22 protein-coding genes and 1 pseudogene are annotated in these 24,022 nt (G+C 66.1%); 8 read left to right on the top strand and 15 right to left on the bottom strand.

Annotation, left to right across the window (positions count from 1 at the left end; all coding sequences use genetic code 11):
• Positions 1-8 precede the first annotated feature (8 nt).
• Positions 9-1,127: a branched-chain amino acid ABC transporter substrate-binding protein gene (locus tag ACVWY5_RS30895; protein WP_028333338.1), complete on the top strand. Its 1,119-nt coding sequence runs from the start codon at positions 9-11 to the stop codon at positions 1,125-1,127.
• Between the two features lie 148 nt (positions 1,128-1,275).
• On the opposite strand, the gene ACVWY5_RS30890 is transcribed toward ACVWY5_RS30895, so the two are convergent.
• On the bottom strand, positions 1,276-1,680 hold the full coding sequence (locus ACVWY5_RS30890) for a GFA family protein (protein WP_028333337.1): 405 nt from the start codon (positions 1,678-1,680) through the stop codon (positions 1,276-1,278).
• 49 nt (positions 1,681-1,729) lie between these two features.
• Positions 1,730-2,308, bottom strand: coding sequence for a TetR/AcrR family transcriptional regulator (locus ACVWY5_RS30885; protein WP_028333336.1), 579 nt, complete (start codon positions 2,306-2,308; stop codon positions 1,730-1,732).
• Between the two features lie 81 nt (positions 2,309-2,389).
• On the opposite strand from ACVWY5_RS30885, the gene ACVWY5_RS30880 reads away from it, so the two are divergent.
• Complete coding sequence (locus ACVWY5_RS30880; RefSeq protein WP_028333335.1) at positions 2,390-2,704, top strand: hypothetical protein; 315 nt, start codon at positions 2,390-2,392, stop codon at positions 2,702-2,704.
• Positions 2,705-2,731: 27 nt separating this feature from the next.
• Here the strand turns inward: ACVWY5_RS30880 and ACVWY5_RS30875 are convergent, their stop codons facing one another.
• Positions 2,732-3,862, bottom strand: coding sequence for a hypothetical protein (locus tag ACVWY5_RS30875; protein WP_028333334.1), 1,131 nt, complete (start codon positions 3,860-3,862; stop codon positions 2,732-2,734).
• A 351-nt stretch (positions 3,863-4,213) separates the two neighbouring features.
• Between ACVWY5_RS30875 and ACVWY5_RS30870 the strand changes: the two genes are divergently transcribed.
• The 3 genes from ACVWY5_RS30870 (at position 4,214) to ACVWY5_RS30860 (ending at position 8,572) form a co-directional block, all read left to right on the top strand.
• Positions 4,214-5,260: an aldo/keto reductase gene (locus ACVWY5_RS30870; RefSeq protein ID WP_051376073.1), complete on the top strand. Its 1,047-nt coding sequence runs from the start codon at positions 4,214-4,216 to the stop codon at positions 5,258-5,260.
• Positions 5,257-6,111: an amidohydrolase family protein gene (locus ACVWY5_RS30865; RefSeq protein ID WP_028333332.1), complete on the top strand. Its 855-nt coding sequence runs from the start codon at positions 5,257-5,259 to the stop codon at positions 6,109-6,111. The genes ACVWY5_RS30870 and ACVWY5_RS30865 overlap by 4 nt, the downstream gene beginning before the upstream one ends.
• Positions 6,112-6,232: 121 nt before the next feature.
• Positions 6,233-8,572: a Tex family protein gene (locus ACVWY5_RS30860; protein WP_028333331.1), complete on the top strand. Its 2,340-nt coding sequence runs from the start codon at positions 6,233-6,235 to the stop codon at positions 8,570-8,572.
• Positions 8,573-8,756: 184 nt separating this feature from the next.
• Here the strand turns inward: ACVWY5_RS30860 and ACVWY5_RS30855 are convergent, their stop codons facing one another.
• Complete coding sequence (locus ACVWY5_RS30855) at positions 8,757-10,220, bottom strand: catalase (RefSeq protein ID WP_028333330.1); 1,464 nt, start codon at positions 10,218-10,220, stop codon at positions 8,757-8,759.
• A 436-nt stretch (positions 10,221-10,656) separates the two neighbouring features.
• Here ACVWY5_RS30855 and ACVWY5_RS30850 point away from each other — a divergent pair, with 436 nt between their 5' ends.
• From ACVWY5_RS30850 to ACVWY5_RS30840, 3 genes and pseudogenes are all read left to right on the top strand, one after another.
• On the top strand, positions 10,657-11,181 hold the full coding sequence (locus ACVWY5_RS30850; RefSeq protein WP_080667014.1) for a hypothetical protein: 525 nt from the start codon (positions 10,657-10,659) through the stop codon (positions 11,179-11,181).
• A 150-nt stretch (positions 11,182-11,331) separates the two neighbouring features.
• Positions 11,332-12,024, top strand: a complete 693-nt coding sequence (locus ACVWY5_RS30845) for a response regulator transcription factor (protein ID WP_028333329.1) — start codon at positions 11,332-11,334, stop codon at positions 12,022-12,024.
• Between the two features lie 424 nt (positions 12,025-12,448).
• Positions 12,449-13,384, top strand: a pseudogene (locus tag ACVWY5_RS30840) (sensor histidine kinase); the annotation flags it as partial.
• Positions 13,385-13,602: 218 nt separating this feature from the next.
• Here the strand turns inward: ACVWY5_RS30840 and ACVWY5_RS30835 are convergent.
• Genes ACVWY5_RS30835 through ACVWY5_RS30785 form a run of 11 tightly spaced genes read right to left on the bottom strand, consistent with a single transcriptional unit; the run spans position 13,603 to position 24,008 of the window.
• Positions 13,603-14,229: an FMN-dependent NADH-azoreductase gene (locus ACVWY5_RS30835; protein WP_028333327.1), complete on the bottom strand. Its 627-nt coding sequence runs from the start codon at positions 14,227-14,229 to the stop codon at positions 13,603-13,605.
• Positions 14,230-14,238: 9 nt separating this feature from the next.
• Entirely contained in the window at positions 14,239-15,810 is a 1,572-nt protein-coding gene (locus ACVWY5_RS30830; protein ID WP_028333326.1) for an isochorismatase family protein, read from the bottom strand.
• A gap of 12 nt (positions 15,811-15,822) precedes the next feature.
• On the bottom strand, positions 15,823-16,671 hold the full coding sequence (locus ACVWY5_RS30825) for an MBL fold metallo-hydrolase (RefSeq protein ID WP_026193286.1): 849 nt from the start codon (positions 16,669-16,671) through the stop codon (positions 15,823-15,825).
• A 51-nt stretch (positions 16,672-16,722) separates the two neighbouring features.
• On the bottom strand, positions 16,723-17,613 hold the full coding sequence (locus ACVWY5_RS30820; RefSeq protein ID WP_028333325.1) for an amidohydrolase family protein: 891 nt from the start codon (positions 17,611-17,613) through the stop codon (positions 16,723-16,725).
• Positions 17,610-18,728: a VWA domain-containing protein gene (locus tag ACVWY5_RS30815; protein WP_028333324.1), complete on the bottom strand. Its 1,119-nt coding sequence runs from the start codon at positions 18,726-18,728 to the stop codon at positions 17,610-17,612. The genes ACVWY5_RS30820 and ACVWY5_RS30815 overlap by 4 nt, the downstream gene beginning before the upstream one ends.
• Positions 18,725-19,606: an AAA family ATPase gene (locus ACVWY5_RS30810; protein WP_028333323.1), complete on the bottom strand. Its 882-nt coding sequence runs from the start codon at positions 19,604-19,606 to the stop codon at positions 18,725-18,727. Before ACVWY5_RS30810 ends, ACVWY5_RS30815 begins: the two co-directional genes overlap by 4 nt.
• 9 nt (positions 19,607-19,615) lie before the next feature.
• Positions 19,616-20,638, bottom strand: a complete 1,023-nt coding sequence (locus tag ACVWY5_RS30805; protein WP_028333322.1) for a xanthine dehydrogenase family protein molybdopterin-binding subunit — start codon at positions 20,636-20,638, stop codon at positions 19,616-19,618.
• 2 nt (positions 20,639-20,640) lie between these two features.
• Positions 20,641-22,233, bottom strand: a complete 1,593-nt coding sequence (locus ACVWY5_RS30800; protein WP_028333321.1) for a molybdopterin cofactor-binding domain-containing protein — start codon at positions 22,231-22,233, stop codon at positions 20,641-20,643.
• Between the two features lie 12 nt (positions 22,234-22,245).
• On the bottom strand, positions 22,246-22,725 hold the full coding sequence (locus ACVWY5_RS30795) for a (2Fe-2S)-binding protein (RefSeq protein ID WP_028333320.1): 480 nt from the start codon (positions 22,723-22,725) through the stop codon (positions 22,246-22,248).
• A gap of 5 nt (positions 22,726-22,730) precedes the next feature.
• Positions 22,731-23,549: an FAD binding domain-containing protein gene (locus ACVWY5_RS30790; RefSeq protein WP_028333319.1), complete on the bottom strand. Its 819-nt coding sequence runs from the start codon at positions 23,547-23,549 to the stop codon at positions 22,731-22,733.
• A gap of 15 nt (positions 23,550-23,564) precedes the next feature.
• A complete protein-coding gene (locus tag ACVWY5_RS30785) occupies positions 23,565-24,008 on the bottom strand; it encodes an SRPBCC family protein (protein ID WP_028333318.1) in 444 nt (147 codons plus the stop codon).
• Positions 24,009-24,022 lie beyond the last annotated feature (14 nt).

Here is a 24,022-nt window from a genome sequence, read left to right as displayed (position 1 = left end):
AGAATGTGATGAAGTTTGCACTTCGAGGATATTTTCTTGCGCTCGGCGCGAGCCTGGCCTTGTCCGGCGCCGCCATGGCACAGGATATCAGTGTTGCCGTGGTCGGGCCGATGACGGGCTCCGAGGCGAGCTTTGGCCAGCAGTTCAAGAACGGTGCTGATCTTGCGATTGCCGACATCAATGCGGCGGGTGGCGTGCTTGGCAAGAAGCTGAAGCTGGAGGTCGGCGACGATGCCTGCGATCCGAAGCAGGCGGTGTCGGTTGCCGAGAAGATGGCAGGCGCGAGGATTCCGTTCGTCGTTGGGCATTTCTGCTCATCGACCTCGATCCCTGCGTCGGACGCCTATGCCGAGGGCAATGTGCTGCAGATCACGCCGGGCTCGACCAATCCGCAATTCACCGAGCGCGGGCTGTGGAACACGTTCCGTGTCTGCGGCCGGGATGACCAGCAGGGCACGGTTGCGGCCGCCTACATTATCAAGAACTACAAGACCAAGAACGTAGCGATCATCCACGACAAGACGACCTACGGCAAAGGCCTTGCCGACGAAACGAAGAACGCCATCAACGCCGCGGGGGTGAAGGAAAAGCTTTATGAGGCCTATACCAAGGGCGACAAGGATTTTGCCGCTCTGGTATCCCGCTTCAAGAAGGAGTCGATCGATTTCGTCTATGTCGGCGGCTATTATGCCGAGGCTGCGTTGATCCTGCGCCAGATGCGCGAGCAGGGCGTCAATGCTGTACTGATGGGCGGCGACGCCCTGGTCGACAAGCAGTTCGCCGCGATCGCAGGTCCGCTTGCCGAAGGCTCGCTGTTCACCTTCTCGCCCGACCCGCGCAAGAAGGCGACCGCGGCCGCGACCTTGAAGAAGTTCAAGGACAAGGGCATCGATCCCGACGGCTACACGCTCTACAGCTATGCCGCGTTCCAGATCTGGAGCCAGGCCGCGGCCCGTGCCCAGACCACCGACGCCAAGAAGGTCGCGGCGGCCATCAAGGCCGGAAGCTGGGATACCGTGCTCGGCAAGATCAGCTACACGCCGAAGGGTGACATCAGCCTGATCGACTACGTCGTGTACCGCCGTGACAAGGACGGCAACTACGCTGAATTGCCGGCCGGTCAATGATCGCCGGAGCGTTTTCGAGCGAAGTACCGTTCGCGTGAAGAAAACGCGTCAAGGCAAAATCGAGAGCTCCGTTCCGATGCAATCGGAACGGAGGCAACCCTGGCCAGGCTGAATCGTTTCCCGCTGCGTCCGTGACCGGCGCGTCCGGTCACACGTTCCGGGCAAAGCGCGCAGCGCCGGAGATCGGCGCGAGCCATGCGACGGCGCGATCGGTATAGATCTCGGCTTGCGGCTGCAATCCCTCCATGCTGTCGAGCGTGCCGGCTTTCACTACGACCTTGCCGGGCATCAATGCAGTCTTCGCAAGCAGAGGGGACCCGCAGCGCCCGCAGAAATGACGATGGACCGGATGGCCGCTGTCGCCCTTGTCGACGAACACCACGGTCTCGCCCGACTGCTGGTAGTCGGCTTCGCGGATCACGAGGTTGAACGAAAACAGGCTGCCGCTTTGCCGCTGGCAATGTGTGCAATGACATATCGCGATGCTCCGCGGTTCGCTCTTGAGCGTGTAACGCACCGCGCCGCACAGGCAGCCGCCGTTCCGTTCCTGCATGCTGGTTTCTCCCTTACGATGACGCCGTCGCCGGGACAGGGACGCCGCCTCAGGCGCCGCCAATCACGGCATCGATGAATGTGGTGGCGGATTCCCTCAACTGCTTGCGGCTGTATCCGGCGCGCTCCATCACGGCGAGCCCGCGCGTGAACGTCACGATGACGCGCGCCAGCCGGTTTGCATCGGCCGTGCTGCGCCTGTTCGGCGTCGCGCTGATGGCCTTGCCGACCAGCTGCTCAAGCCGGGTGAGCACGTCCTGCACGCGCTGGCGCACATCCGGGCTCGAAATGGCCGCGTCGAGCGCGGTGCGCGTGGTCAGGCAGCCCCGCTGCGGCGTGCCGTCGGTCATGTTGACGATGATCATGTCAAAGAAGTCCCTCAGTCTCGCTGAGGTATCGCCCTGCGCCAGCGCGCTGCTGGCCGCGTCCAGGAATTGCGCGGCATACTGATCGAAGGCGCGCAGGAAGATCGCTTCCTTGTCGCCATAGGCGTTGTAGAGGCTGCCGCGCTGGACGCCGGTCGCGGCCGCGAGGTCCTGCATGGTCGCATCGTGCAGGCCCTTGCGCCAGAACACGTCGAGCGCGGTTGCGATCATCTCGTCTTCGTCAAACTGACGCACGCCCACCATGCGGCTCGCTCCATCGATTCATTCTTGACATTAATGTCAATATTGACAATCGTGTCAAGGATGATGCTGCAGGAGATCCGGATGATTACCGCTGTCACGACGTTCAAGCTGCCGAAGCCGATCACGCGCGAGGAAGCTCGCGGCATCTTCCTGAGTACCGCGCCGATCTATCGCGGCATTCTGGGGCTGTTCCGAAAGACCTATGTGCTGTCCGAGGACGGGATGACGGCCGGCGGCATCTATTTCTGGAACTCGAGAGTGGAGGCTGAGGCGCTGTACACCGATGCGTGGCGCGCCCGCGCACGGGAGAAATATGGCGCCGATCCGATCGTCACCTATTTCGAGAGTCCTGTGGTGGTCGACAACCTTGCCCAGCAGATTGTTGCCGACGATTAGCAACGACACGGCGGTGGCGGATGCGCATCACAGCGCATTGAGTGCCTTGCGCGACGGAGCGAGCGGCAGCCATCCCGGAATCTGCCGCCTGGCGAGCCAGTACGGCCGCCAGATCGCGCGCCAGGTCGGGCGGTCGAGAGGCGCGGTGCCCCATCTGCGTTGCTCGACCTCCATCCGCAACAGGCCGTGGCTATGCAGCCATTGGCGCGCCGCCCACCAGACCTCGCGCGGCATCTCGGCGTTCCGGATACCGGTGAGCTCGGCGATGCCTGGCAACGGGCCCTCAAAACGCGCCGCGACTCTCAGGGTGGCGACGCGTTGCCCATTCCGCCTGATGCTCCACAGCCGCGAGCGATTGTGGGCGAGGTTGGGACCGTAGGTGCGCAGGCAATTCTGCATCGCTTCCGCCTCCTCCGAGATATCCGTGGTCGAGTTCAGCGGGATGAAGTCGTAACCGTCAACGCGGCCCGGCTGCAGCCACATATCCGCGATCTTCTCCGAGCCGAGGCTGACATGCAGCGCGATCATCGTGCTCCATGCATCGGCGGCCGCGAGCGCCGAGCCGATCTGCATGCTCGGCGTCCACCTCCGGTCGATCAGCGTATGTCCCAGCGTCGCCGGCTGCGTGGAGAACCACGCCCACAGGCCGACGAGCCGCAATCGCACAGGATCGGTGCGCGGCGGCGCTCGGACCAGCTCGCGCGCGATCCAGACCGCCGCCGGTCCATGTGCGAGCTCGGCAACCGCCGCGACGGATCTCAGCCAGATCGGCGCGAGCTTCGGTGATAACGGCAGGTGGTTCGCGATCTGTCGGCGAAACAGCTCGTCATCGGGCAGTCCCGTGATCGGAGCGGTGAATGCCTCCGGCGGCAATCTGCGCAGCCACAGCGGAATGCCCGCCGCGGCCGCGGCGTCCGCGAGGGAGCGGCCGTCGACGACGCATGCGCGTGCGCGCGCCGAAGCGATCCCGGCTCGCGGGACCGCCAGCGCGAACAGCAGCGCAGGAAAGCTCGCGGCAAGGTCCGCAAGACGCGTGTGCCGCATGGCCAGCGCGCGGACCTTTCCCTGAACGTTCGGATGATACCTCTGCAGCTGACGTTCGAGCAGCGCGGAGCGTGTGGCCTCGCGACGAGAGGCCACCGGAAGCGTCGAGGTCATGACAAAAGTTCCGCAAGCGCGGAGCCGAAGGCTCGCAGCAGATTCGATTGCGTGTGGGTGTTGCGATTTCACCCGGGATACGATCCCGGGACGCGCGTCAAATATCGCGCGGCGAACCCGGGAGGCGCGCAGACCTGAACATCGTCGCCTCCTGCGTTGAAGTTGCGGAGCGCTCCCATAGCCTATTTCCCGCCGATAGGCAACGTGAAGCTGTGCATTGCATTTTAGCGATGTGGTGCGTGCGCGATGAGAGACCTCACCGCGGCGTCGGCCGCCAAGGTCTCTTCACGATCCCGGTCAACGACGCTAGTCTGATGAGGGGCTAACAAGAAACGCAGGCGGGAGGCCATAATGACCCAACAACAATCCTCCGATCCAGGCTCCCCGGCACTGCCACGCCGCAGGCTCGGCCGCACCGGGCTCGATGTCTCCATTCTCGGCTTCGGCACGGCGCCGCTCGGCGACCTGTTCGCACGGCTCGACGACACTGCTGCGATCGCGACGGTGGAGCGGGCATTCGCGCTGGGGGTCAACCTGCTGGATTCCTCGCCGCTCTACGGCCATGGCCTCGCCGAACACCGCAGCGGCACCGCGCTGCGCCGCGTGGCGCGCGACGACGTCGTCGTCTGCACCAAGGTCGGGCGCTGGATGGACCCGTTCCATGGCCGCGGCGACGGCTCCAACTTCGCCGGCGGCGCGCCGCATCGCGCGGTGTTCGACTATTCCTATGACGGCACCATGCGCTCGGTGGAGCAGTCGCTGCTGCGGCTCGGCACCGATCGCATCGACCTGCTACTGATCCACGACGTCGACGTCTGGACCCACGGAGCTGACGCGATCGAGGCGCGGTTTCGCGAGGCGATGGAGGGCGCCTATGTTGCGCTCGACAAGCTGCGTTCCGAGCGCGTGGTCAAGGGGATCGGGATCGGCGTCAACGAGGCCGAGATGTGCGGGCGCTTCGCCAAGGCCGGAACGTTCGACACCATGCTGCTCGCCGGCCGCTACTCGCTGCTCGAGCAACCCGCGCTCGCCGAATTCCTGCCGCCGGCGCAAGCAAGGGACATCGGCATGATGCTCGGTGGCGTCTTCAACTCCGGCATCCTGGCGACCGGCGCGGTTGCCGGTGCCAAGTACAATTACAAGGACGCGCCGCCGGACGTGATGCGGAAGGTGGCGGCGATCGATCGGGTCTGCCGCGCCCACAACGTGGCGCTGCCGACCGCGGCGCTGCATTTCGCGCTCGGCCATCCGGCGGTGGCAAGCCTCGTGCTCGGCGCGCAGACGCCGCAGGAGGTCGAGCGCAACGTCGCCGCGGTGTCGTCGCCCGTGCCTGCCGCGCTGTGGCGCGACCTGAAGAATGAGGGGCTGCTCGACCAGCATGCGCCGGTGCCGACATGATGCGGATCGACGCCCATCACCATGTCTGGACCCTGGCGCGCGCGGATTACGGCTGGCTGACGCCCGAGCGCGGGCCGATCTACCGCGACTTCGGCCTGGCCGATCTCGCGCCGCATCTCGCCGCGGCCGGGATCGAAGGCACCATCCTGGTGCAGGCCGCGCCGACCGAAGCGGAGACCGCATTTTTGCTTGATATCGCAAAAGGCGCCGAGCAGGTGCGCGGCGTGGTCGGCTGGGTCGACTTCGACGCCGCCGATGCCGCGGCGCGGATCGATGCGATCGCCGGGCGCGAGCTCCTCGTCGGGCTGCGGCCGATGATGCAGGACATCGCCGATGACGACTGGCTGCTGCGCGCCGAACTGGCGGCGCCGTTCGAGGCCATGGCGCGGCGTGACCTCGTCTTCGACGCGCTGGTGCTGCCGCGCCATTTGCCGCGGCTCATTCAGGTGGTCGATCGCCATCCGGACCTGCAATTCGTGCTCGACCATTTCGGCAAGCCGCACCTTGCGACCGGCGACATCGCGGCCTGGAAGGACGACATCGCAAGCCTCGCCACACGATCCAACGTCGTCTGCAAACTCTCGGGCCTTGCGACTGAGGCGGCACCGAACTGGCAGGTCGCCGATCTCAGCGAGGCTGTGGATCATGCACTGGCATGTTTCGGGCCGCAGCGGATGCTGTGGGGCAGCGACTGGCCCGTCGTCAATCTCGCGGGCGGCTATGGGCACTGGCTCGCGGCGGCGGAGACCTTGCTGGCTGATTTGTCAAGTGACGCGAGGGCCGCGATTTTCGGCGGCAATGCGGCGCGCATCTATTTGTCAAGCCGCGGACGGTCAACATCCCGGAAATAGATTGCAGCCCGCGCCCAATTTGATCCACAGCGCGCCTTGATGAATCAATCCGGGATGGTTCATAAGCGGCCTCCGCGCCATCAGTGATCCGGCGGCGCAACGGAATTTCAGAGAGACAGGCGTGGCAAAGATTCATCATCAGATTGCGCAGGAGCTGGGGGTTCGCGACGAACAGGTCGAGGCGGCGGTGACGCTGCTCGACGGTGGCGCCACGGTGCCGTTCATCGCGCGATACCGCAAGGAGCTCACCGGCGCGCTTGATGACGCCCAGCTGCGCACGCTGGAGGAGCGGCTGACGTATTTGCGCGAGCTCGAGGAGCGCCGCACCGCGGTGCTCAATTCGATCCGTGAGCAGGGCAAGCTCGACGCCGCGCTCGAGGCCCAGATCATGGCCGCCGACAGCAAGGGCCGGCTCGAGGACATCTATCTGCCCTACAAGCCGAAGCGTCGCACCAAGGCCGAGATCGCCAAGGAGGCCGGCCTCGAGCCGCTCGCCGATCAACTTCTGACGCAGCCCGAGAGCGATCCGAACGAGGCCGCGACGCCCTTCGTCAATGCCGAGAAGCAGGTCGCCGACGTCGCCGCGGCGCTCGACGGCGCGCGCGCGGTCCTGGTCGAGCGCTTCGCCGAAGATGCCGACCTGATCGGCGCGCTGCGCGAGGAGATGTGGTCGAACGGCATCATGGCCTCGACCGTCCGCACCGGGAAGAAGACCGAAGGCGAGAAATTCAAGGACTATTTCGATTTCTCCGAGCCGCTGCCGAAGCTGCCGTCGCACCGCATCCTGGCGCTGTTCCGCGGCGAGAAGGAAGAGATCCTCGACCTCGCGATCAAGCCGGAGGCGCAGGAGCCGGTCGTCGGCCAGCCCGGCCTCTACGAGCTTAAGATCATGAACCGCTTTGCGATCTCCAACCAGGGCCGCAAGGGCGACAAATGGCTGACCGAGACGGTGCGCTGGGCCTGGCGCACCAAGATCCAGATCCACCTCAACATCGATTTGCGGCTGCGGCTGTGGACCGCGGCCGAGACCGAGGCGGTGCGCGTGTTCGCCTCGAATCTGCGCGACCTCTTGCTCGCGGCGCCGGCCGGCGCGCGCGCCACCATGGGGCTCGATCCCGGCTATCGCACCGGCGTCAAGGTCGCAGTGATCGATGCGACCGGCAAGGTGGTGGCGCATACGGCGATCTTCCCGCACGAGCCGCAGCGGCGCTGGGATGAGGCGCTGGCCATTCTCGGCAAGCTCGCGATCGAGCATGGCGTCGAGCTGATCGCGATCGGCAACGGCACCGCCTCGCGCGAAACCGACAAGCTCGCCGCCGAGCTCGTGAAGCGGCTGCCCGAGCGCAAGATGACCAAGATCGTGGTCTCCGAAGCCGGCGCATCGGTCTATTCCGCCTCGGCCTTCGCCTCGAACGAACTGCCCGACCTCGATGTCACCATTCGCGGCGCGGTCTCGATCGCACGGCGCCTGCAGGATCCTCTGGCCGAGCTGGTCAAAATCGATCCGAAGGCGATCGGTGTCGGCCAATACCAGCACGATCTCGGCGAGGCCAAGCTCGCCCGCTCGCTCGATGCCGTGGTGGAAGACTGCGTGAACGCGGTCGGCGTCGACGCCAATACCGCCTCGGTGCCGCTGCTCGCGCGGGTGTCGGGCATCGGCCAGGGACTGGCGCAAAGCATCGTGCAGCACCGCGATGCCAACGGCCCGTTCAAGTCGCGCAAGGCGCTGAAGGAGGTGCCGCGGCTCGGCCCGAAGGCCTTCGAGCAGTGTGCCGGCTTCCTGCGTATCAGCAATGGCGAGGATCCGCTCGATTCATCCGGCGTGCATCCGGAAGCCTACCCGGTGGTGCGCCGCATCCTCGAGGCGACCAAGAGCGACATCAAGGCGCTGATCGGCAATGCCGACGTGGTGCGGGGTCTCAAGCCGCAATCCTTCGTCGACGATACGTTCGGATTGCCGACCGTCACCGACATTCTGCGCGAACTGGAAAAGCCCGGCCGCGATCCGCGTCCGGCGTTCAAGGCGGCGGTGTTCAAGGAAGGCGTCGAGGAGGTCAAGGACCTCAAGAAGGGCATGATCCTCGAGGGCACCGTGACCAACGTCGCTGCATTCGGCGCTTTCGTCGATATCGGCGTGCACCAGGATGGGCTGGTGCACATCTCGGCGATGTCGCGGAATTTCATCAAGGACCCGCGCGAGGTGGTGAAGCCCGGCGACATCGTCAAGGTCAAGGTGCTGGACGTCGAGGTCGCGCGCAAGCGCATCGCGCTGACGCTGCGGCTTGACGACGAGATCGGGCCGAAGAAGGACAATGCGGCGCTGTCGCGCGATTTCTCGCGCGGCTCCGGCAAGATGACGTCGTCGGCTCCGCGCCGGCCGCAGGAGCAGTCCGGCGGCGGCGCGCTCGCCGACGCACTGCGCCGCGCGGCCGAGAAGAACGGACGCGGCAAGCCGACCTAGTCCGCGCGGGCACAATTCCGTTCCCGTCATGCTGAGGAGGCCGCGGAGCGGCCGTCCCGAAGCACGACGGGCCGGCTGTGGCCGTTCATCCTTCGAGGCGCGCTGCGCGCGCACCTCCAGCGACAATGGCTGCGCCATTGCGCGGGGATGACGGGATGCGGTACTTAATTCGCTCCGGCGTTCGCTACAAATTGCCCGCCGCAAACCTCGCCAGCGCATCCGCGACGCCCTTGCCGTAGGCCGGGTCGGCCTTGCTGCAATTCGCGACGTGCCGTTCCTGGATGTGCTTCGACGCATTGCCGACCTGACGGGCGGTGTTGTCGAACAGAGCCTGCTTTTGCGCGGCATTCATCTTGCGGAACAGGTCGCCCGGCTGCTGCCAGTGGTCGTCATCCACGCGATGATCCCAATGCGCGGCCGCGCCTGACAATTCGAGTGGCGGCTCGTTCAGCTGCGGCTGATCCGTCCACTCGCCATGGCTGTTCGGCCAGTATGTCAGCGTGGCGCCCAGATTGCCGTCGGTGCGCATCGCGCCGTCGCGGTGATAGCTGTGGAATGGGCATTTCGGCGCGTTGACCGGGATCTGGTGGTGGTTGACGCCGAGCCGGTAGCGCTGCGCGTCGCCATAGGAGAACAGGCGGGCCTGCAGCATCTTGTCAGGTGAATAGCCGATGCCGGGCACGACATTCGCCGGCGTGAACGCCGCCTGTTCGACCTCGGCGAAGAAGTTCTCCGGATTGCGGTTGAGCTCGAAATACCCGACCTCGATCAAGGGATTATCCGCCTTCGGCCACACCTTGGTCAGATCGAACGGATTGAACGGGAATGCCTTGGCCTGTGCATCCGTCATCACCTGGATGAACAGCGTCCAGCGCGGGAAGTCGCCGCGCTCGATGCTCTGGAACAGGTCGCGCTGGTGGCTCTCGCGGTCCTTGCCGACCAGCGCCTCGGCATCGGCATCGGTCAGGTTCTGGACGCCCTGCCGGGTGCGGAAATGAAATTTCACCCAGACGCGCTCATTGTCGGCATTGATCATGCTGTAGGTGTGGCTGCCGAAACCGTGCTGGTGACGGAAGCTTCTCGGGATGCCGCGCTCGCTCATGACGATGGTGACCTGGTGCAGCGCTTCCGGCAGCAGCGTCCAGAAATCCCAGTTCATGTCGGGGTCGCGCACCCCCGTGCGCGGATGCCGCTTGATGGCGTGGTTGAGGTCGATGAAGCGCAAGGGGTCGCGGAAGAAGAACACCGGCGTGTTATTGCCGACCACGTCCCAATTGCCTTCATCGGTGTAGAATTTCAGCGCGAAACCGCGGATGTCGCGCTCGGCGTCGGCTGCGCCGCGCTCGCCGGCGACCGTCGAGAACCGCGCGAACATCGGCGTCTGCTTGCCGATCTCCGAGAAGATGCTGGCCTTGGTGTAGCGCGTGATGTCGTGGGTGACGGTGAAGGTGCCGTGCGCGCCGGCGCCCTTGGCATGCATGCGCCGCTCCGGGATCACCTCGCGGTGAAAATGCGCCAGCTTCTCGATCAGCCAGACATCCTGCAGCAATGCAGGTCCGCGCGGCCCCGCCGTCAGGATGTTCACATTATCGGCAACGGGGGCGCCGGAGGCGTGGGTCAGAAACGGTCTTTTGGTCTCGTCGCTCATCGAAAGCTCCTTGCTGAAGGTCAGCACCTCGCCGTCCCAGCGCCCCGCAGGGAGGCCAGGCGAAAGGCGATTGCATCGCGGGTTGGATGACGGCCGGCGGGGAGGGGGAAAGTCCGGTGATCGACAAATTGTGAAGCGGGTCTGCGATCCCTCGACGCCGTCGTTGTTCTCCGACAGCTGCAGGATTAAGAACCGCGGCCGATCGATTCAACGAGCGCTATCCGCTGATTCCAGCCAAATGTCCGTCGATCCCGGCCAACGCAATCGTGGCGGCGGATCCAGGCATCCGCCGCTCGGCATGCCGGCACGCCAATTCTAAATCGGGTGTCAGAATCTGGCGCATTTGTCAGTTGAAGTCGGGCATCGGCTTGCGTCTTCTGATCATGCTCGCGTGCGGCGATACGAATTCGCCGCGGTCTCAATCAGGGAGGGTTTCATGAAGAACAGGCTTCTTAAGTGTCTCACGGCAGCGACGCTCGCCGTCAGCGTTGCGCTTGCACCCGCTGCCCTCGCCAGAGGTGGCGGTGGTGGCGGCGGACATGGCGGCGGCGGTGGCTTCGGTGGCGGCCACGGCGGTGGCGTTGGTGGTGCCATGGGTGCCATGGGTGGCGGCATGCATGGTGGCGGCTTTGGCGGCGGCATGCATGGCGGTGGTTTCGGCGGCGGGATGCGTGGTGGTGGAGCGGCGTTCGCCGCCATGGGCGGTGGCGGACATTTCGCCGGCGGGCACGTTGGTGGTCCCCGCTTCGTCGGTGCACCGGCGATCGGCCCGCGGTTTGCCGGCGCCGGATTCCGCGGTTCGCGCTTCTTCCATCATGGCGGCTTCCGCCACCACCGCTTCCATCGCTTCGCATTCTTCGGCGCGCCCTATCTCTACGCCGGCTATGACTATGGCTGCTATCGCAGGGTATGGACGGCCTACGGTCTGCAATGGGTCAATGTGTGCGGGGACTATTGGTGATCGCCCAACCAACCGCACCGTTGTCGCGGTCGTCGCCAAACGTTCCATCCAGCCCCGGAATGGGATAGTCTGGCGGCGATTGTCGCGGGGCGGCCGCTCGGAGAGTTTGCGAACTCGGAGAGTTCAAGACAGCTCGGAGAGTTCATGAATATGACCGGTGCCCACCGCCGCATTCTCGTCGTCGAGGACGATCCGGAAACCGCGGATCAGCTCGTCGAGGAGCTCACCACCAGCGGTTATGATGTGGATCTGGCGGCGAACGGCCGCGAGGCGCTTAGCCAGGGTGCGGCGCGCGACTATGCCGTGATCACCATCGATCGTATGCTGCCCGACATCGACGGCATCACGGTGATGCGTCAGATGCGCGACGGCGGCATTGCAGTGCCGTTCCTGATCATCAGCGCGCTTGGCGAAATCGACGACCGGGTGCGTGGCTTGCGCGCCGGCGGCGACGACTATCTTGTCAAGCCGTTCTCCTTTGTCGAACTGCTGGCGCGGCTGGAGGCGCTTGGCCGCCGCAGCGAGACCGTTGCAAAGGAGACCATCTTGCGGGTCGGCGATCTTGCGATCGATCTGATTTCGCGGACGGCGAGCCGCCGCGGCCGCAGAATTCCGCTGCTACCGAAAGAATTCCAGCTGCTCGAATATCTGGCGCGCAACGAAGGCCGCGTGGTGTCGCGCGCCATGCTGCTGCGGCACGTGTGGGATCTGCACTTCGATCCCTCGACGAACATCATCGACGTCTATGTCGGGCGTTTGCGCCGCAAGGTCGACGACCAGCAAGCCTATCCGCTGATCCACACGATCCGCGGCATCGGGTACTGCCTCCGTGCTCCTGGCTAAGACCCTCAAGTCGTCGACGTTCCGCCTGGCGTTGATCGCCATCGGTGTCTTTGGCCTGATCGTCTCCGCGATCTTCGCCTATGTTTACTGGTCGACGTTGTCCTATGTGCGCGACAGATCCGACCGCGCGATCATGACCGAGCAGGCGAGCCTCGATGATGCCTACGCGCGGTCCGGCCGCGATGGACTGACCGCGTTGATCGCGCAACGCGTCGCGGACAAGGGCTTTGCCGATCATGTGTATTTGTTGGTCGGTCCCGGATCGACCGTGCTGGCGGGAAATCTCAGGCAGTGGCCGGCGGGCGCTGCCGAGAAGGGATGGGCTGAATTTCGTGCCTCCCTGCCACAGCTTGCCTCGGGCTCCTCCCTGCTGCGAGGCGTGACGGAAACCCTGTCAAACGGCGATCGGCTGCTGGTCGGCCATGACATCAGCGATCTTGACGGCTTCATGGCGCAGATCAGGGCCGCCGGCATTGCCGTCGTCGTGCTGATCATCGGGCTTGCGGCTGCTGCCAGCATCGGCGTCACGCGGCGAACCGTCGGCCGGATCGAGTCGATCAATGCGACCAGTCGCGCCATCATGCTCTCCGGCCTCGACCAGCGCATCCCGCTCCGCGGCAGCCATGACGAATGGGATCGCGTCGCCGAGAATCTCAATCTGATGCTGGACCGGATCCAGACCCTGATGGGGGACGTCAAGCAGGTCAGCGAAAATATCGCCCACGACCTGCGCACGCCGCTGACCCGGATGCGCGGCCGGCTCGAGAAGGCCTATCACGCCCCGCGGAGCGGCGAGGGGGATGCTGCGCTGATCGGCGACACCATCGCAGATCTCGACGCGGTGCTCGGGATGTTCGCGTCGATCACGCGGATTTCCGAGATCGAGACGCGAGCCCGCAAGGGTGCGTTTCGCACCGTCAATCTCGTCGAGATCGCCGCCGAGGTGGTCGAGCTCTACGATGCCGCGGCTGAGGAGGTTACCACCCGCCTCGATCTTGCCGGCGATCAAGCGGTGCTGGTCACCGGCGACCGCGACCTGCTGTTCGATGCGATTGCCAATCTCGTCGACAACGCTATCAAGCATGGTCGCCCGGGTGGGCGGGTGACGGTGACCTGCGACAACGATGAGCGAGGCGCGGTGATTTCGATCGCCGATGACGGCCCCGGCATACCCGCCGAGCAGCACGACCACGTCTTCAAGCGCTTCTACCGGCTGGAACAGAGCCGCTACACGCCCGGCAACGGCCTCGGCCTCAGCCTGGTTGCGGCCGTGGCGAGTCTGCACGGCGCGCGGATCGAGTTGCGCGACAATGCGCCGGGATTGTTGTGCAGGTTGGTCTTTCCCGCCGCGGAAACGTAGGGCTAGCGCGGAGTGGCCCACAAAATCGTTTCGCGAGAATGAAAGCGAATGGCCCGCCGGCCAAGCCATACATTCGATGTCGTCTCTGCGAAAGCAGGGACCCATAGCCACCGCTACCGATTGGCTTGGGCCGCTGGGGCCACAGTTCACTTTAACAACGCAATCCTGTGGTTATGGGTCCCTGCTTTCGCAGGGACGACGACGGAGTGGAGTCTCTTTCAAAACCGTCTTGCCATCTCCGCCAGCCGCCGGTGCGCCGCCTCGCGGGCGGCGCGGATCGGCTCGGCGGGCCCGGTGGTCGGGCCGATCGGCACGAAGCTCACGTCGCTGATGCCGATGAAGCGCAGCGCCTCGCGCAGATAGGGCGTTGCCATGTCGATGCGGCCGCGGTTCATACCGGTGACGAAGTCGCTGCCGCTTGCGAGGATCACGATCGTCGGGCGGTCCTTGAGCAGCGGCAGATAGCCCTGCGCTGGATCGAAGCGGAAGGCCAGCCCGGGCTGGATGATGACGTCGAGCCATTGCTTGAGCTTGTAGGGAATGCCGAAATTCCACATCGGCGTCGAGATCAGCACGCGATCGGCCAGCGACAGCCGCAGCGCGAGGCGCTCGGCGATTGCGAAGGCGTCGTGCTGCGAATTGGTGAAGCTCTTGCCGTCGATCCGGGCGTATTTGGCCTCGAGCAGATATCCCTCGAATTCCGGCAGCGGCTCGCGCCAGAGGTTCATCGCGTCGATCTCCCAGTCCGGCCGCGCCTGACGGAAGCGATCGAGAAAAGCACGCGCGCCGGCCGCCGATTCCGAATCGGGGCGCGGTGAGCAGTTAAGGTGCAGCAGCTTCGGCACCGCGCCTCCCTAGCCGAGTGCCTTGATCACGGCGTCGGCGTTGGTCACGACGGAGACGTTCTGGAGCGCGAAATTGATCGCGGCGTTGTGCCAGTCGGCATTCATGGTCGAGCAGCAATCCTCCGGCACGATCATGAAATAGCCCTTGTCGGCGCCGGTGCGCGCGGTGTGCTCGACCGACATGTTGGTCCAGGCTCCGGTATTGATGATCATGTCGCGGCCGGTTGCCTTCAGGAAGGTCTCGAGCCGGGTGCCCTCCCAGGCGCTCATCCGCATCTTCTCGACCACGAAGTCGCCCGGGCGCGGCTCAAGTCCCGAGACTGGTGCTGCGCCCCAGCTGCCGCGCACCATCGCCTTGCTGTCGACCAATCCCTCGAATAGCGGCGCGTTCAAGGTGACGCCGGGCGCGCCCGGCTCGACGACGAACCAGACATGGATGATGGCGACGCCGCGCGCCCGCGCAGCCTCCGCGACGCGGCGAACGTTCTCGACGACATGCTGCTGGCGGGCGTGTGCGGGCGCACCGGACTCGGCGAACGCGCCGCCGTCCATGATGACGTCGTTCTGCATGTCCTGGATGATCATCGCGCAGCGTTGCGGATCGAGCTGCATCTCGCCGGCGGCGAGATTCGGCGCAGGCGTGGACGAAGCGGCACCCGCGCCGCCGCGCTTGCCGCTCACATAGGGCTCGTGGCGCGGGCCGACCTTGGTCGGGATCGCATAGACCGAATGGGTCGCGGTCAGATAGAGTGTGCGGAAGTCGGCGCCGCCCCATGCGAGGTTGGCGACGAGCTCGGGCAGGCGGACCTTGCCGAGCAGGCCGCCGGCGGGCGAATAGACCCAGACGCCGCCAGGCGCGGTGACCCAGACATTGCCGCGCTGGTCGCACTTCATGCCGTCGGGGACGCCGGGCTCGAGCTCGGAGCGGATGCCGGAGGCGAACACGCGCGGATTACCGAGCGAGCCGTCCGCCGTGACGTCGAAGGCGCGGATCAGCGCTTGCACGGTGTCATTGACATAGAGGATGCGCTCGTCGGGCGAGAAGCACAGCCCGTTCGGCTGCTCGAACAGATAGCGGTCGACCAGCAATTTCGGCGCGCCGCCGCCGGGCGGCACGCGATAGATGCCCTGGAAGCCGAGCTGACGCGGCCGTTCGACGCCATAGACCGGCATGCGGCCGTACCAGGGATCGGAGAAATAGATCGCGCCGGAGGAATGCACACAGACGTCGTTCGGACTGTTGAGCTCCTGGTTCTCGTAATGCGAAGCCAGCACCTCGCGCCGCCCGTCGGGTCGCTCGCGGATCAGCGAGGATGTTGCGTGCTCGCAGACGATCAGGTTGAGGTCCGCGTCATAGGTCATGCCGTTGCATTTGTTCGACGGCCGCTTGACCTCGACGACGCCGCGCCGCGCATCCCAGCGCCGGCGCACATCGCCCGGCATGTCGGAGAACAGCAGGAAGTGATCGACCGGATGCCAGATCGGTCCCTCCGTGAAATCGAAGCCGGTCCCGACCTGGCCGACCGGCGCGTAGGGATCGATCAGGTCTTCGAACTCGCTGCGCAGCGTGACATGCGTCATCGCCTCGATCCTCTACGCCGGGAACCAGTTGCGCTGCGGCAGGCTCTGCACGACAGGCCCGGGTACCTGGTCATGCAGGCGGCCGACCACCATGCCGCCCTCGATCTTGGCCGGGCGATCATGCACCGGAAGCAGATAGCGGGAGCTCGAGAGCAGCTTCTTGATCGCGGCCTTCTCGGCGCGCTTGCTGGTGCCGTGGTTGCCCGTGGTGCGCGGCTCGGCGTCGTGGATCTCGTTAAAGGGATTCACGATCTGGTCGTTGAAATCGTAGATCACATCACCGCAGATCGTCGCAATCCCGTCGGCGGTGTGGACATGGATGTTCATCGAGCCTTCGGTGTGGGCGTTGGCGGCGTCGCAATACACGCCCGGCATCAGCTCGACCGGGCCGGTGATTTCGAGGTCGAGAAAGCGCAGCGCGCTCTTGGTGTGCAGGCGATCAATCAGGTGCTTGATGTCGGGCGCCGGATACTGCGGATGCATCAGGCCGGAGACGGAGTATTCCAGCTCCTTGCGGTTCAGCACGACGGTCGTGTTCATCGGGAACAGATCGTCCTTGCCGGCATGGTCGATGTGCAGATGGGTGTGGCAGACGAAGCGGACGTCGCCCATCCGCACGCCGTGCCGGGCGAGCTGGTTCTCGATCATGTTCTCGTGGAACTGGAGCCCGCGCATGCCGAGCGTCTCCATGATCTGGTTGGAGCGATAGCCGGTGTCGACCAGCACGGGGTAGGGGCCGCCGAGGATCAGGAAGCCGAGCGTCAGCACGCGGCGGGTGCGGCCGCAATTGTGCCCGAGCACGAGGAAGCTCGATTCCAGCTCGATATCGCCATAGTCCAGAATCTTGATCTCTAGCGGCATCTGTCTCCCTCCCAATTCGTGTTCGTTGTTATGTTCGAGCCCGCGGTGCGCCTACGGCCCCAGCCGATAGACCCGCGCCGCCGTTGTGCTGAAGATCGCTTCGCGCTGCTCGGGGCTGAGCCGTTCGGCTGCCGTCTTGAAAGCGGTGATGAGTTCGCGGTAGCTGGTCCACAGCTTCTCGATCGGAAAGTTGGAGCCGAACAGGCAGCGGTCGGCGCCGAAGATCGCAACGCTGTCGGTCACGATGCCGGCGATATGCGCGGCATCGTTGCGATGGATGAAGGTGCCGAGCCCCGACAGTTTCGATACCACGTTGGGATATTGCGCGAGTCGCGTCATCCCGCTGCGCCAGGCGGCGCGGCCCCGCGGCGACAGATCCTCCAGCATGCCAGCATGCTGCAGGATGAACGTCACGTCAGGGCAGGCCTCCGCAAGGCCGGCCGCATCGGCCATCTGCGGCGCGAACACCTGCAGGTCAAAACTCCAGCGGTAGTCGGCGAGGTGGCCGACATTGCGCCGGATTACGGGATCGGTGCAGAGATCGGCACGGGCGGCGAAGCGGTACAGCGGGTTCTCGTGCCAGTGCAGCTGCATGCGCACGCCGCGCACCAGCGGATAGCGCCTCAATCGATCGAGTTGCGGGCGGACGTCGGCGACGGAAAAATCGGCATAGGCGACCAGGGCGTGCGGCCAGCCGTGCTGGTCCGCGGTCTGCTGCACCCAGGCCGCCTCGTCTTCGAACTGGCCGTTTGGCCAGTTGGTCTGGACATAGACCGAACGGGTAACGCCGGTGCCCTTGAGGTCGTCGAGATATTCCTCGATCGGATAGTCGCGGCGGATCGGCTCGTAGGGGCCGAAGATGCGCGGCTGCATCGGGCCGGACAGCCAGGCGAGATCGGCCTGCCGCCAGATGTGATGATGTCCGTCGACAATGCCAGTCACGCAGCTCTCCTTGTTCCAAGCGACAGCAGATGCGCGACCACAGCCGCGCTCGATCCGCCGTCCACGAGATCGTCGACGAAGCGCCGGATCGCAATCAGCGCCTCGGTTTGCGGCGTGAAGCCGGGCGAGGTTGCGAGCGGCGTCAGCCAGCTGACGCGCCAGGCCCGCCGCGACAGCTTTGCCACCGCATCGCGCAATGCCGCCGGGTCGCCGCGCTCGAGGCCATCGGAGACGATCACGACCGCGGCGCCGCGGGCATATCCGCCGAACCGCGGCACGGCGAGGAACGCCTGCAGCGCATCGCCGATCCTTGTGCCACCGTCCCAGTCGCTGACCAGGAAGGACGCCGCGCTCAGCGCCTGCTCGCGGCGCTTCAGCCGCAGCGCCGTCGTGACGCGGGTCAGTCTTGTGCCGAAGGTGAAGACCTCGACATTGCCCGCCGCCTGCACCAGCACATGCGCGAGCTTCATGTTCTCCTCGGTGCGCGCCTTCATCGAGCCGGAGACGTCGATCAGGAACAGGATCTTGCGCGGGCGCTGGCGGCGGCGCATCCGCCCGAGCCGCAGCACCTCGCCGTCATTGCGGACGCTGTCGCGCAGCGTGCGGCGCAGATCGGCGAACGGGCCGCTGCGCGCGCGGCGTCGCCGGTGGCCGCGCCGTCGCGGCAGTCGCCTTGCCGCCTCGCGCGACAGTTTTCGCAGCGGATCGCTGGTCGCGGCCTGTGCAAAGCGGCGCTCGACCAGTGCCTCGGCCCGCGCCGCGGCGAGGCCGGACTCATTGGCCTCGTCGGCGAGCGGTGGCTCGTCCTCGCCGCGGCCTTCCTCCTGCAGGCGAACGGTCTCCTCATCCCCGCCCTCGGCCTGCTCGATCGCCTCGGCGCCGCGAAAATGGATGTCGAACAGCCGGTCATAGGTCGCGCGGCGCTCCGGCGGCGGCGCCAGCGTCGCGAGCCCGGCCTGGCGGATGTGCTCAAGATTGCGCGGACCGAGCAGCTCGATTGCCGCGAGGAAGCTTGTCGTCTGCTCCGGCGCAACCGAAAAGCCGTTGGCGCGCAGCAGCGCGACGAACGAGACAAATATTCGCGCGGCGCGCGGCAGCTGCAGGTCGTCGTTCACGCGGCCGCCTCCGCGATGATCGCATCGAGCCGCGGTGAAATGAAATGCAGATCCTCCTCGTCCTTCAGCGCGACGCCGATCGAGCGCTTGAACGCGTCCGGCCAGCGCGCGCCACCCTTGTTGAGCAGGGTCGCGGCCTCCGCCCAGTCGACCGCCTCGGCGATCCCGGGCGCCTTGCTCAGCGGCTCGCGGCGCAGCCGGCCGACGGCGGCAACCACGGCGCGGGCGGTGGCCTCGGCGACGCTGGACGCCCGCATCATCACGATACGCGCCTCGCGCTCGGCATTCGGATAATCGATCCAGTGGTAGACGCACCGCCGCCGCAGCGCCTCGTGCAGATCGCGCGTCCGGTTCGACGTCAGCACCACGACGGGATGCTCGGCAGCGCGCACCGTGCCGCGCTCGGGGATCGAGATCTGGAAGTCGGAGAGGAATTCGAGCAGGAAGGCCTCGAACTCCTGATCGGCGCGGTCGATTTCGTCGATCAGCAGCACCGTCGCGTCGGGCGCGCGCAGCGCTGCCAGCATCGGCCGCTCGATCAGGAAGGCGTCGCCATAGATGTCGATGCTCTCCTCACCGGCCTGCCGGATCGCCAGCATCTGGCGCGGGTAGTTCCATTCGTAGAGGGCCGCGGCGGCGTCGATGCCTTCATAGCATTGCAGGCGGATCAGCCTGCGGCCGAGCACGGCGGCGATCGCTTTGGCGGCCTCGGTCTTGCCGACACCCGGCGCGCCCTCGAGCAGCAGCGGCTTGCCCAGCGCGAGCGAGAGGTAGGAGGCGGTCGCGATGCTGTCGTCGGCAAGGTAATAGGCCGCGCGCAGCGCCTTCTCCAGCGCCTCGGGGCTGTCGATGCCGACGATGTTGCTGCGGACCGGCATAGAGAAACCTCAGCGCCGTGGCTGCGGCCGCGCGCCGCCTTGCGCCTTGATGGCGCGCAGCACCTTTTCCGGCGTGATCGGCAGATCGTCGATCCGCACCCCGACCGCGTTGAAGATTGCGTTGGCGACCGCAGGCAACACCGGATTGGCGCACATTTCTCCTGGTCCCTTGGCGCCGAACGGACCGTCGGGCGCCGGGCGTTCCAGCACCGCGATGTCGTGCGGGCAGATGTCGCCCGGACCCGGCATCAGATATTCGACGAAATCGCGCGGACCGTGCACAGGCTCCGGATAATAGGGCTCCGGCGTCTCATAGAGCGCGTGGCTGACGCCCATCCAGGCGCCACCGACCAGCTGCTGCTCGACCAGCCGCGGATTGAGCGCGCGGCCGAGCTCATAGGCGGAGTCCATCCGGACCATGTCGACCTCGCCGGTCTCGTCGTCGACCTCGACCTCGGCGACGAGGCAGGCATGCGCGTAGCATGTCGCAGGCGACATCTCGCCGGTCTCGGGGTCGACGTCGGACAGCGGCACCAGGAAGATGCCGCGGCCGGAGATGGTCTTGCCCTGCTTGAACTGCGCGGCGATCGCGACGTCCTTGGTGGAGATCGAGCGATGCGGCGCGCCCTTGACGTGGATGTTGCCGCGGCCGTCGGTCTCGAGGTCGGCGGCATTCACCTCCAGTTCCTCGGCGGCCGCCTCCATCATCACACCGCGCGCCTCGCGCGCGGCCGCCATCACGGCGTTGCCGACGCGATGCGTGCCGCGCGAGGCGAACGAGCCCATGCAGTGCGGGCCGGTGTCGGAATCCGCGGTATCGACATAGACGTCCTCGACCGGCACGCCGAGCGTCTCGGCGCAGATCTGCCGTGTCACCGACTTCATGCCCTGGCCGAGATCGATCGACGACAGCGCAACGGTGAACTTGCCGCTGGGGTTGGAATGCACCAGCGCCTGGCTCGGATCGCCGCCGAGATTCATGCCGATGGGATAATTGACCGACGCGATGCCGCGTCCGCGATGCCGGGTCATGGTCAGCGCCTCCTGGTGCCGAAGACGGAAGAGAAGCGGGTCGCGCCATGCGACGGCGCGCTCGGCCGCGGCGGCGGAGATGACGGTGGCGGCGAAGAGGGCGGCGGTGGCGGCGGCTCGCGGGTCGCGGCCGGCGCGCGGTCATACGTCGTGCGCTGCTGGGACGGCGCGGCCGGCGGCGCATGTGTCTCGCGCGGGGTCGGCGTCACCGCGGCGCGCGCGCCGCCGCCATCCCTGCGCGACGACATCCGCTTGAAGTCCTCGCGGAGCGGCCACTTGGCCTTCTCCGCGGCGACCTGCACGCATTCGATCAGCGCGGTGTTCTTTGCCTCGCGGCGGTGCGCCTTCATGTCGCCGTCGCGATACGCATTGAGGATCCGGAACCCCATCGGGTCCATGCCGACGAGATGGGCGAGCTTGTCCATCTGGCATTCAATGGCGAAATCCATCGCCGTGACGCCGAAGCCGCGCATCGCGGTCGCCGGCGTCCGGTTGGTGAAGACGCAGTAGACGTCGCCATGGACGTTCGGGATCGTGTAGGGGCCGGGCAGATGGGCGGCGCATTTCACCGCCGCATAGCTCGACAGCCGCGTATAGGCGCCGCTGTCAAAGTAGGCGCGCACCTTGCGGGCGACGATGCGGCCGTCGCGCATCACGCCGTCCTTGATGTAGATGCGCTCGGCGCCGCGCGGCGGGCCGTACTGCATCTCCTCCTCGCGCCCGAACACATAGCGCACCGGCCGACCGGTCAGCATCGCGCCGAGGATGCAGAGCGGCTCTGTCAGCGTATCGACCTTGCCGCCGAACCCGCCGCCCACGGTGCCGCCGATGAAGTGGAAGGTGTTGGAAGGCACGTCGAGGATCTTCGCGCAGGTGTCCACCGAGAAGAACAGCGCTTGCGTCGAGGTGTAGACGATGTAACGGCCGTTGGTGTCGGGAGCTGCGATCGAGCCGTTGGTTTCGGTCGGCGCGTGCTCGATCGGCGACATTTGATAGCGCTGTTCCAGCACATGGTCGGCCGTGGCGAGCGCGCGGTCGGCATCGCCGAAGCGCAGCTGCTGGTGATCATAGGTCTCGTGATAGGTGAAGGTGTTCCCGGGATAGACCTCGTTGACCACGGGCGCGCCCGGCTTGAGCGCGTCCTCGACGTCGAACACCGCCAGCAGCGGCTCATAGTCGATCTTGACCTTTGCGATGGCCTCATAGGCCTCGCGCGGGCTGTCGGCGACGATCGCGACGACGGGCTCGCCCTTGTAGCGCACCTTGTCGACCGCGAGCGAGGGCTCGTCATCCTTGCCGAAATTGATCAGGCTGAGCAGCGTGTTCAGGTTGCGCGGCACGTCGGAGGCGCGGATCACGCGCCGCACGCCCTGCGACCGCTCGGCCTCCGAGGTGTCGATGCGGCGCAGCCGTGCATGCGCATGAGCGCTGCGGACCACCTTCAGATGCAGCATGCCCTGCAGCTTGTGGTCATCGAAATAGGGCGAGGTGCCGGTGACATGGCCGAGCATGTCCTGGCGCTGCGTGCCTTTGCCGATCTCGTTCAGATTGTCGTCGCGCTCGTCGGCGAAGATGTCCTTGCGCAGTTCCAGCATGGCACTGTTCCCTTACGCACGCGCCCGGCCGCCGGACGCGGCTGATAGCACGGCGTTGATGATCGGCTCGTAGCCGGTGCAGCGGCAGATATTGCCGGAGATCGCCTCGACCACTTCGGCGCGGCTTGGCTGCGGATTGCGGTCGAGCAGCGCCTTCGCGGCCATCAGCATGCCCGGCGTGCAGTAGCCGCACTGCGCGGCGAAATTGTCGGCGAAGGCGCGCTGCAGCGGGTGCAGATTGGGGCCGTCCTTGATGCCGTCGAGCGTCTCGACCGAGCGGCCGGCAACCGTCTCGGCGAGCGTCAGGCAGGAGAGATGCAGCTCGCCGTCGATCAGCACGCTGCAGGTGCCGCAGCCGCCCTGGCCGCAGCCGAATTTCGGCGTCATGTCGCCGATCAGCTCGCGCAGCGCGACCAGGAGGTTGGTGCCGCCGTCGACGAAGATCGCGACGTCGCGGCCGTTATGCTGGAATTGAAGGGCAGTCTTGGCCATGATGATTATTCCTGACCGGACAACAGGCGGCGGAGATGCACGCCGACGATCTCGCGGCGATACCAGGCGCTGGCAAGCGCATTGTCGCCGGGTGACGTTCCCTCGACCGCTGCCGCAGCAGCGGCGCTGATGGTGGAGGCGTCGAGCGCGCGGCCTTCCAGCGCACGCTCGGCGGCGCGGGCGCGGATCGGCGTCGGCGCCATGGAGCCGAGCGCGACGCGGGCGCCGACGATCCGGCTGCCGTTGACCGGCAGATGTGCTGCGAGGGTGATCACCGCGCCGCCCTTGGGTTTGATCCGCGCGATCTTGCGGTAGCGGAAGGCCTCAGTGCTGCCGGGCCTGGCAAAGGAGATCGCCAGCACCAGCGATCCGGCCTGCCGATCGCGCGATTGCAGGAACTCCTCGATCGGGATCTCGCGGCCGCCGAGGCCGCCCTGGACGGACACGGTGGCATCAAGCGCGAGCAGCGCGACCGTGAAGTCGCCATACGGCACCGGCGCGAACAGATTGCCGCCGACGGTGCCCATGTTGCGCACCGCCGGTCCGCCGATCGAGCGCGCCGGGGCATGCAGGAAGGTGAGGTCGCGTTCGGCCAGGATGCGCGCGAAGGTGACGCCGGCGCCCAGCGTGATGCGCGAGCCTGACGCGTCGATCCGTGTCATCGCATGGTCGCTGGCGCGCACGATGGTCGAGATCGAGATGTCGCCCTCGTTCAGCGCCCGCATCACCAGCGTGCCGCCGCCGAGATAGCGGGCGCTGCGATCCGACGACAGCGCCGCCGCGGCGTCATGGGTGCTGGTGAAGGTCTTCACCGTGACTGGCATGATAGTGCTCTCCGCTTACGCGGCCTCCTTCAGATGCCGGCGGATGGCGTCGAAGCCGGCCTGGTAGATGTCTTCCGAAACCATCTGCGTGATGCGCTCGCTGTCTTCGGTCCGCGTCATGAAGCGCGCCTCCCAGTGCCAGAAGGTGCGGTCGCCGTCGGTGACCGGCAGCAGGCGGACATGCGCCACGTAATTGAACATCGGGATCGGCGTATCGAGCAGGCAGTAGCTGAACGATTGCTCAAGATCGGACAACGCCAGCAATTGCTCGCGCAGCTCGGCGCCGTCCTTCAGCTTGAAGCGCCTGACGCAGCCGATCTTGTCGGACGGCTGCGCGCGCTCGATGCCGCTGGTTGCGACCGCCGGATGCCAGCGGTCATGACCGTTGAAATCACGCAGCACGGCCCACACCGCATCGGTCGGCGCATCCAGGATCGTACTCTTGACGATATGCGGCACGGTCAAAATCCAAT

It is taken from the genome of Bradyrhizobium sp. USDA 3256, assembly GCF_054058275.1.
This window is presented reverse-complemented; position numbering and strand designations above follow the sequence as displayed.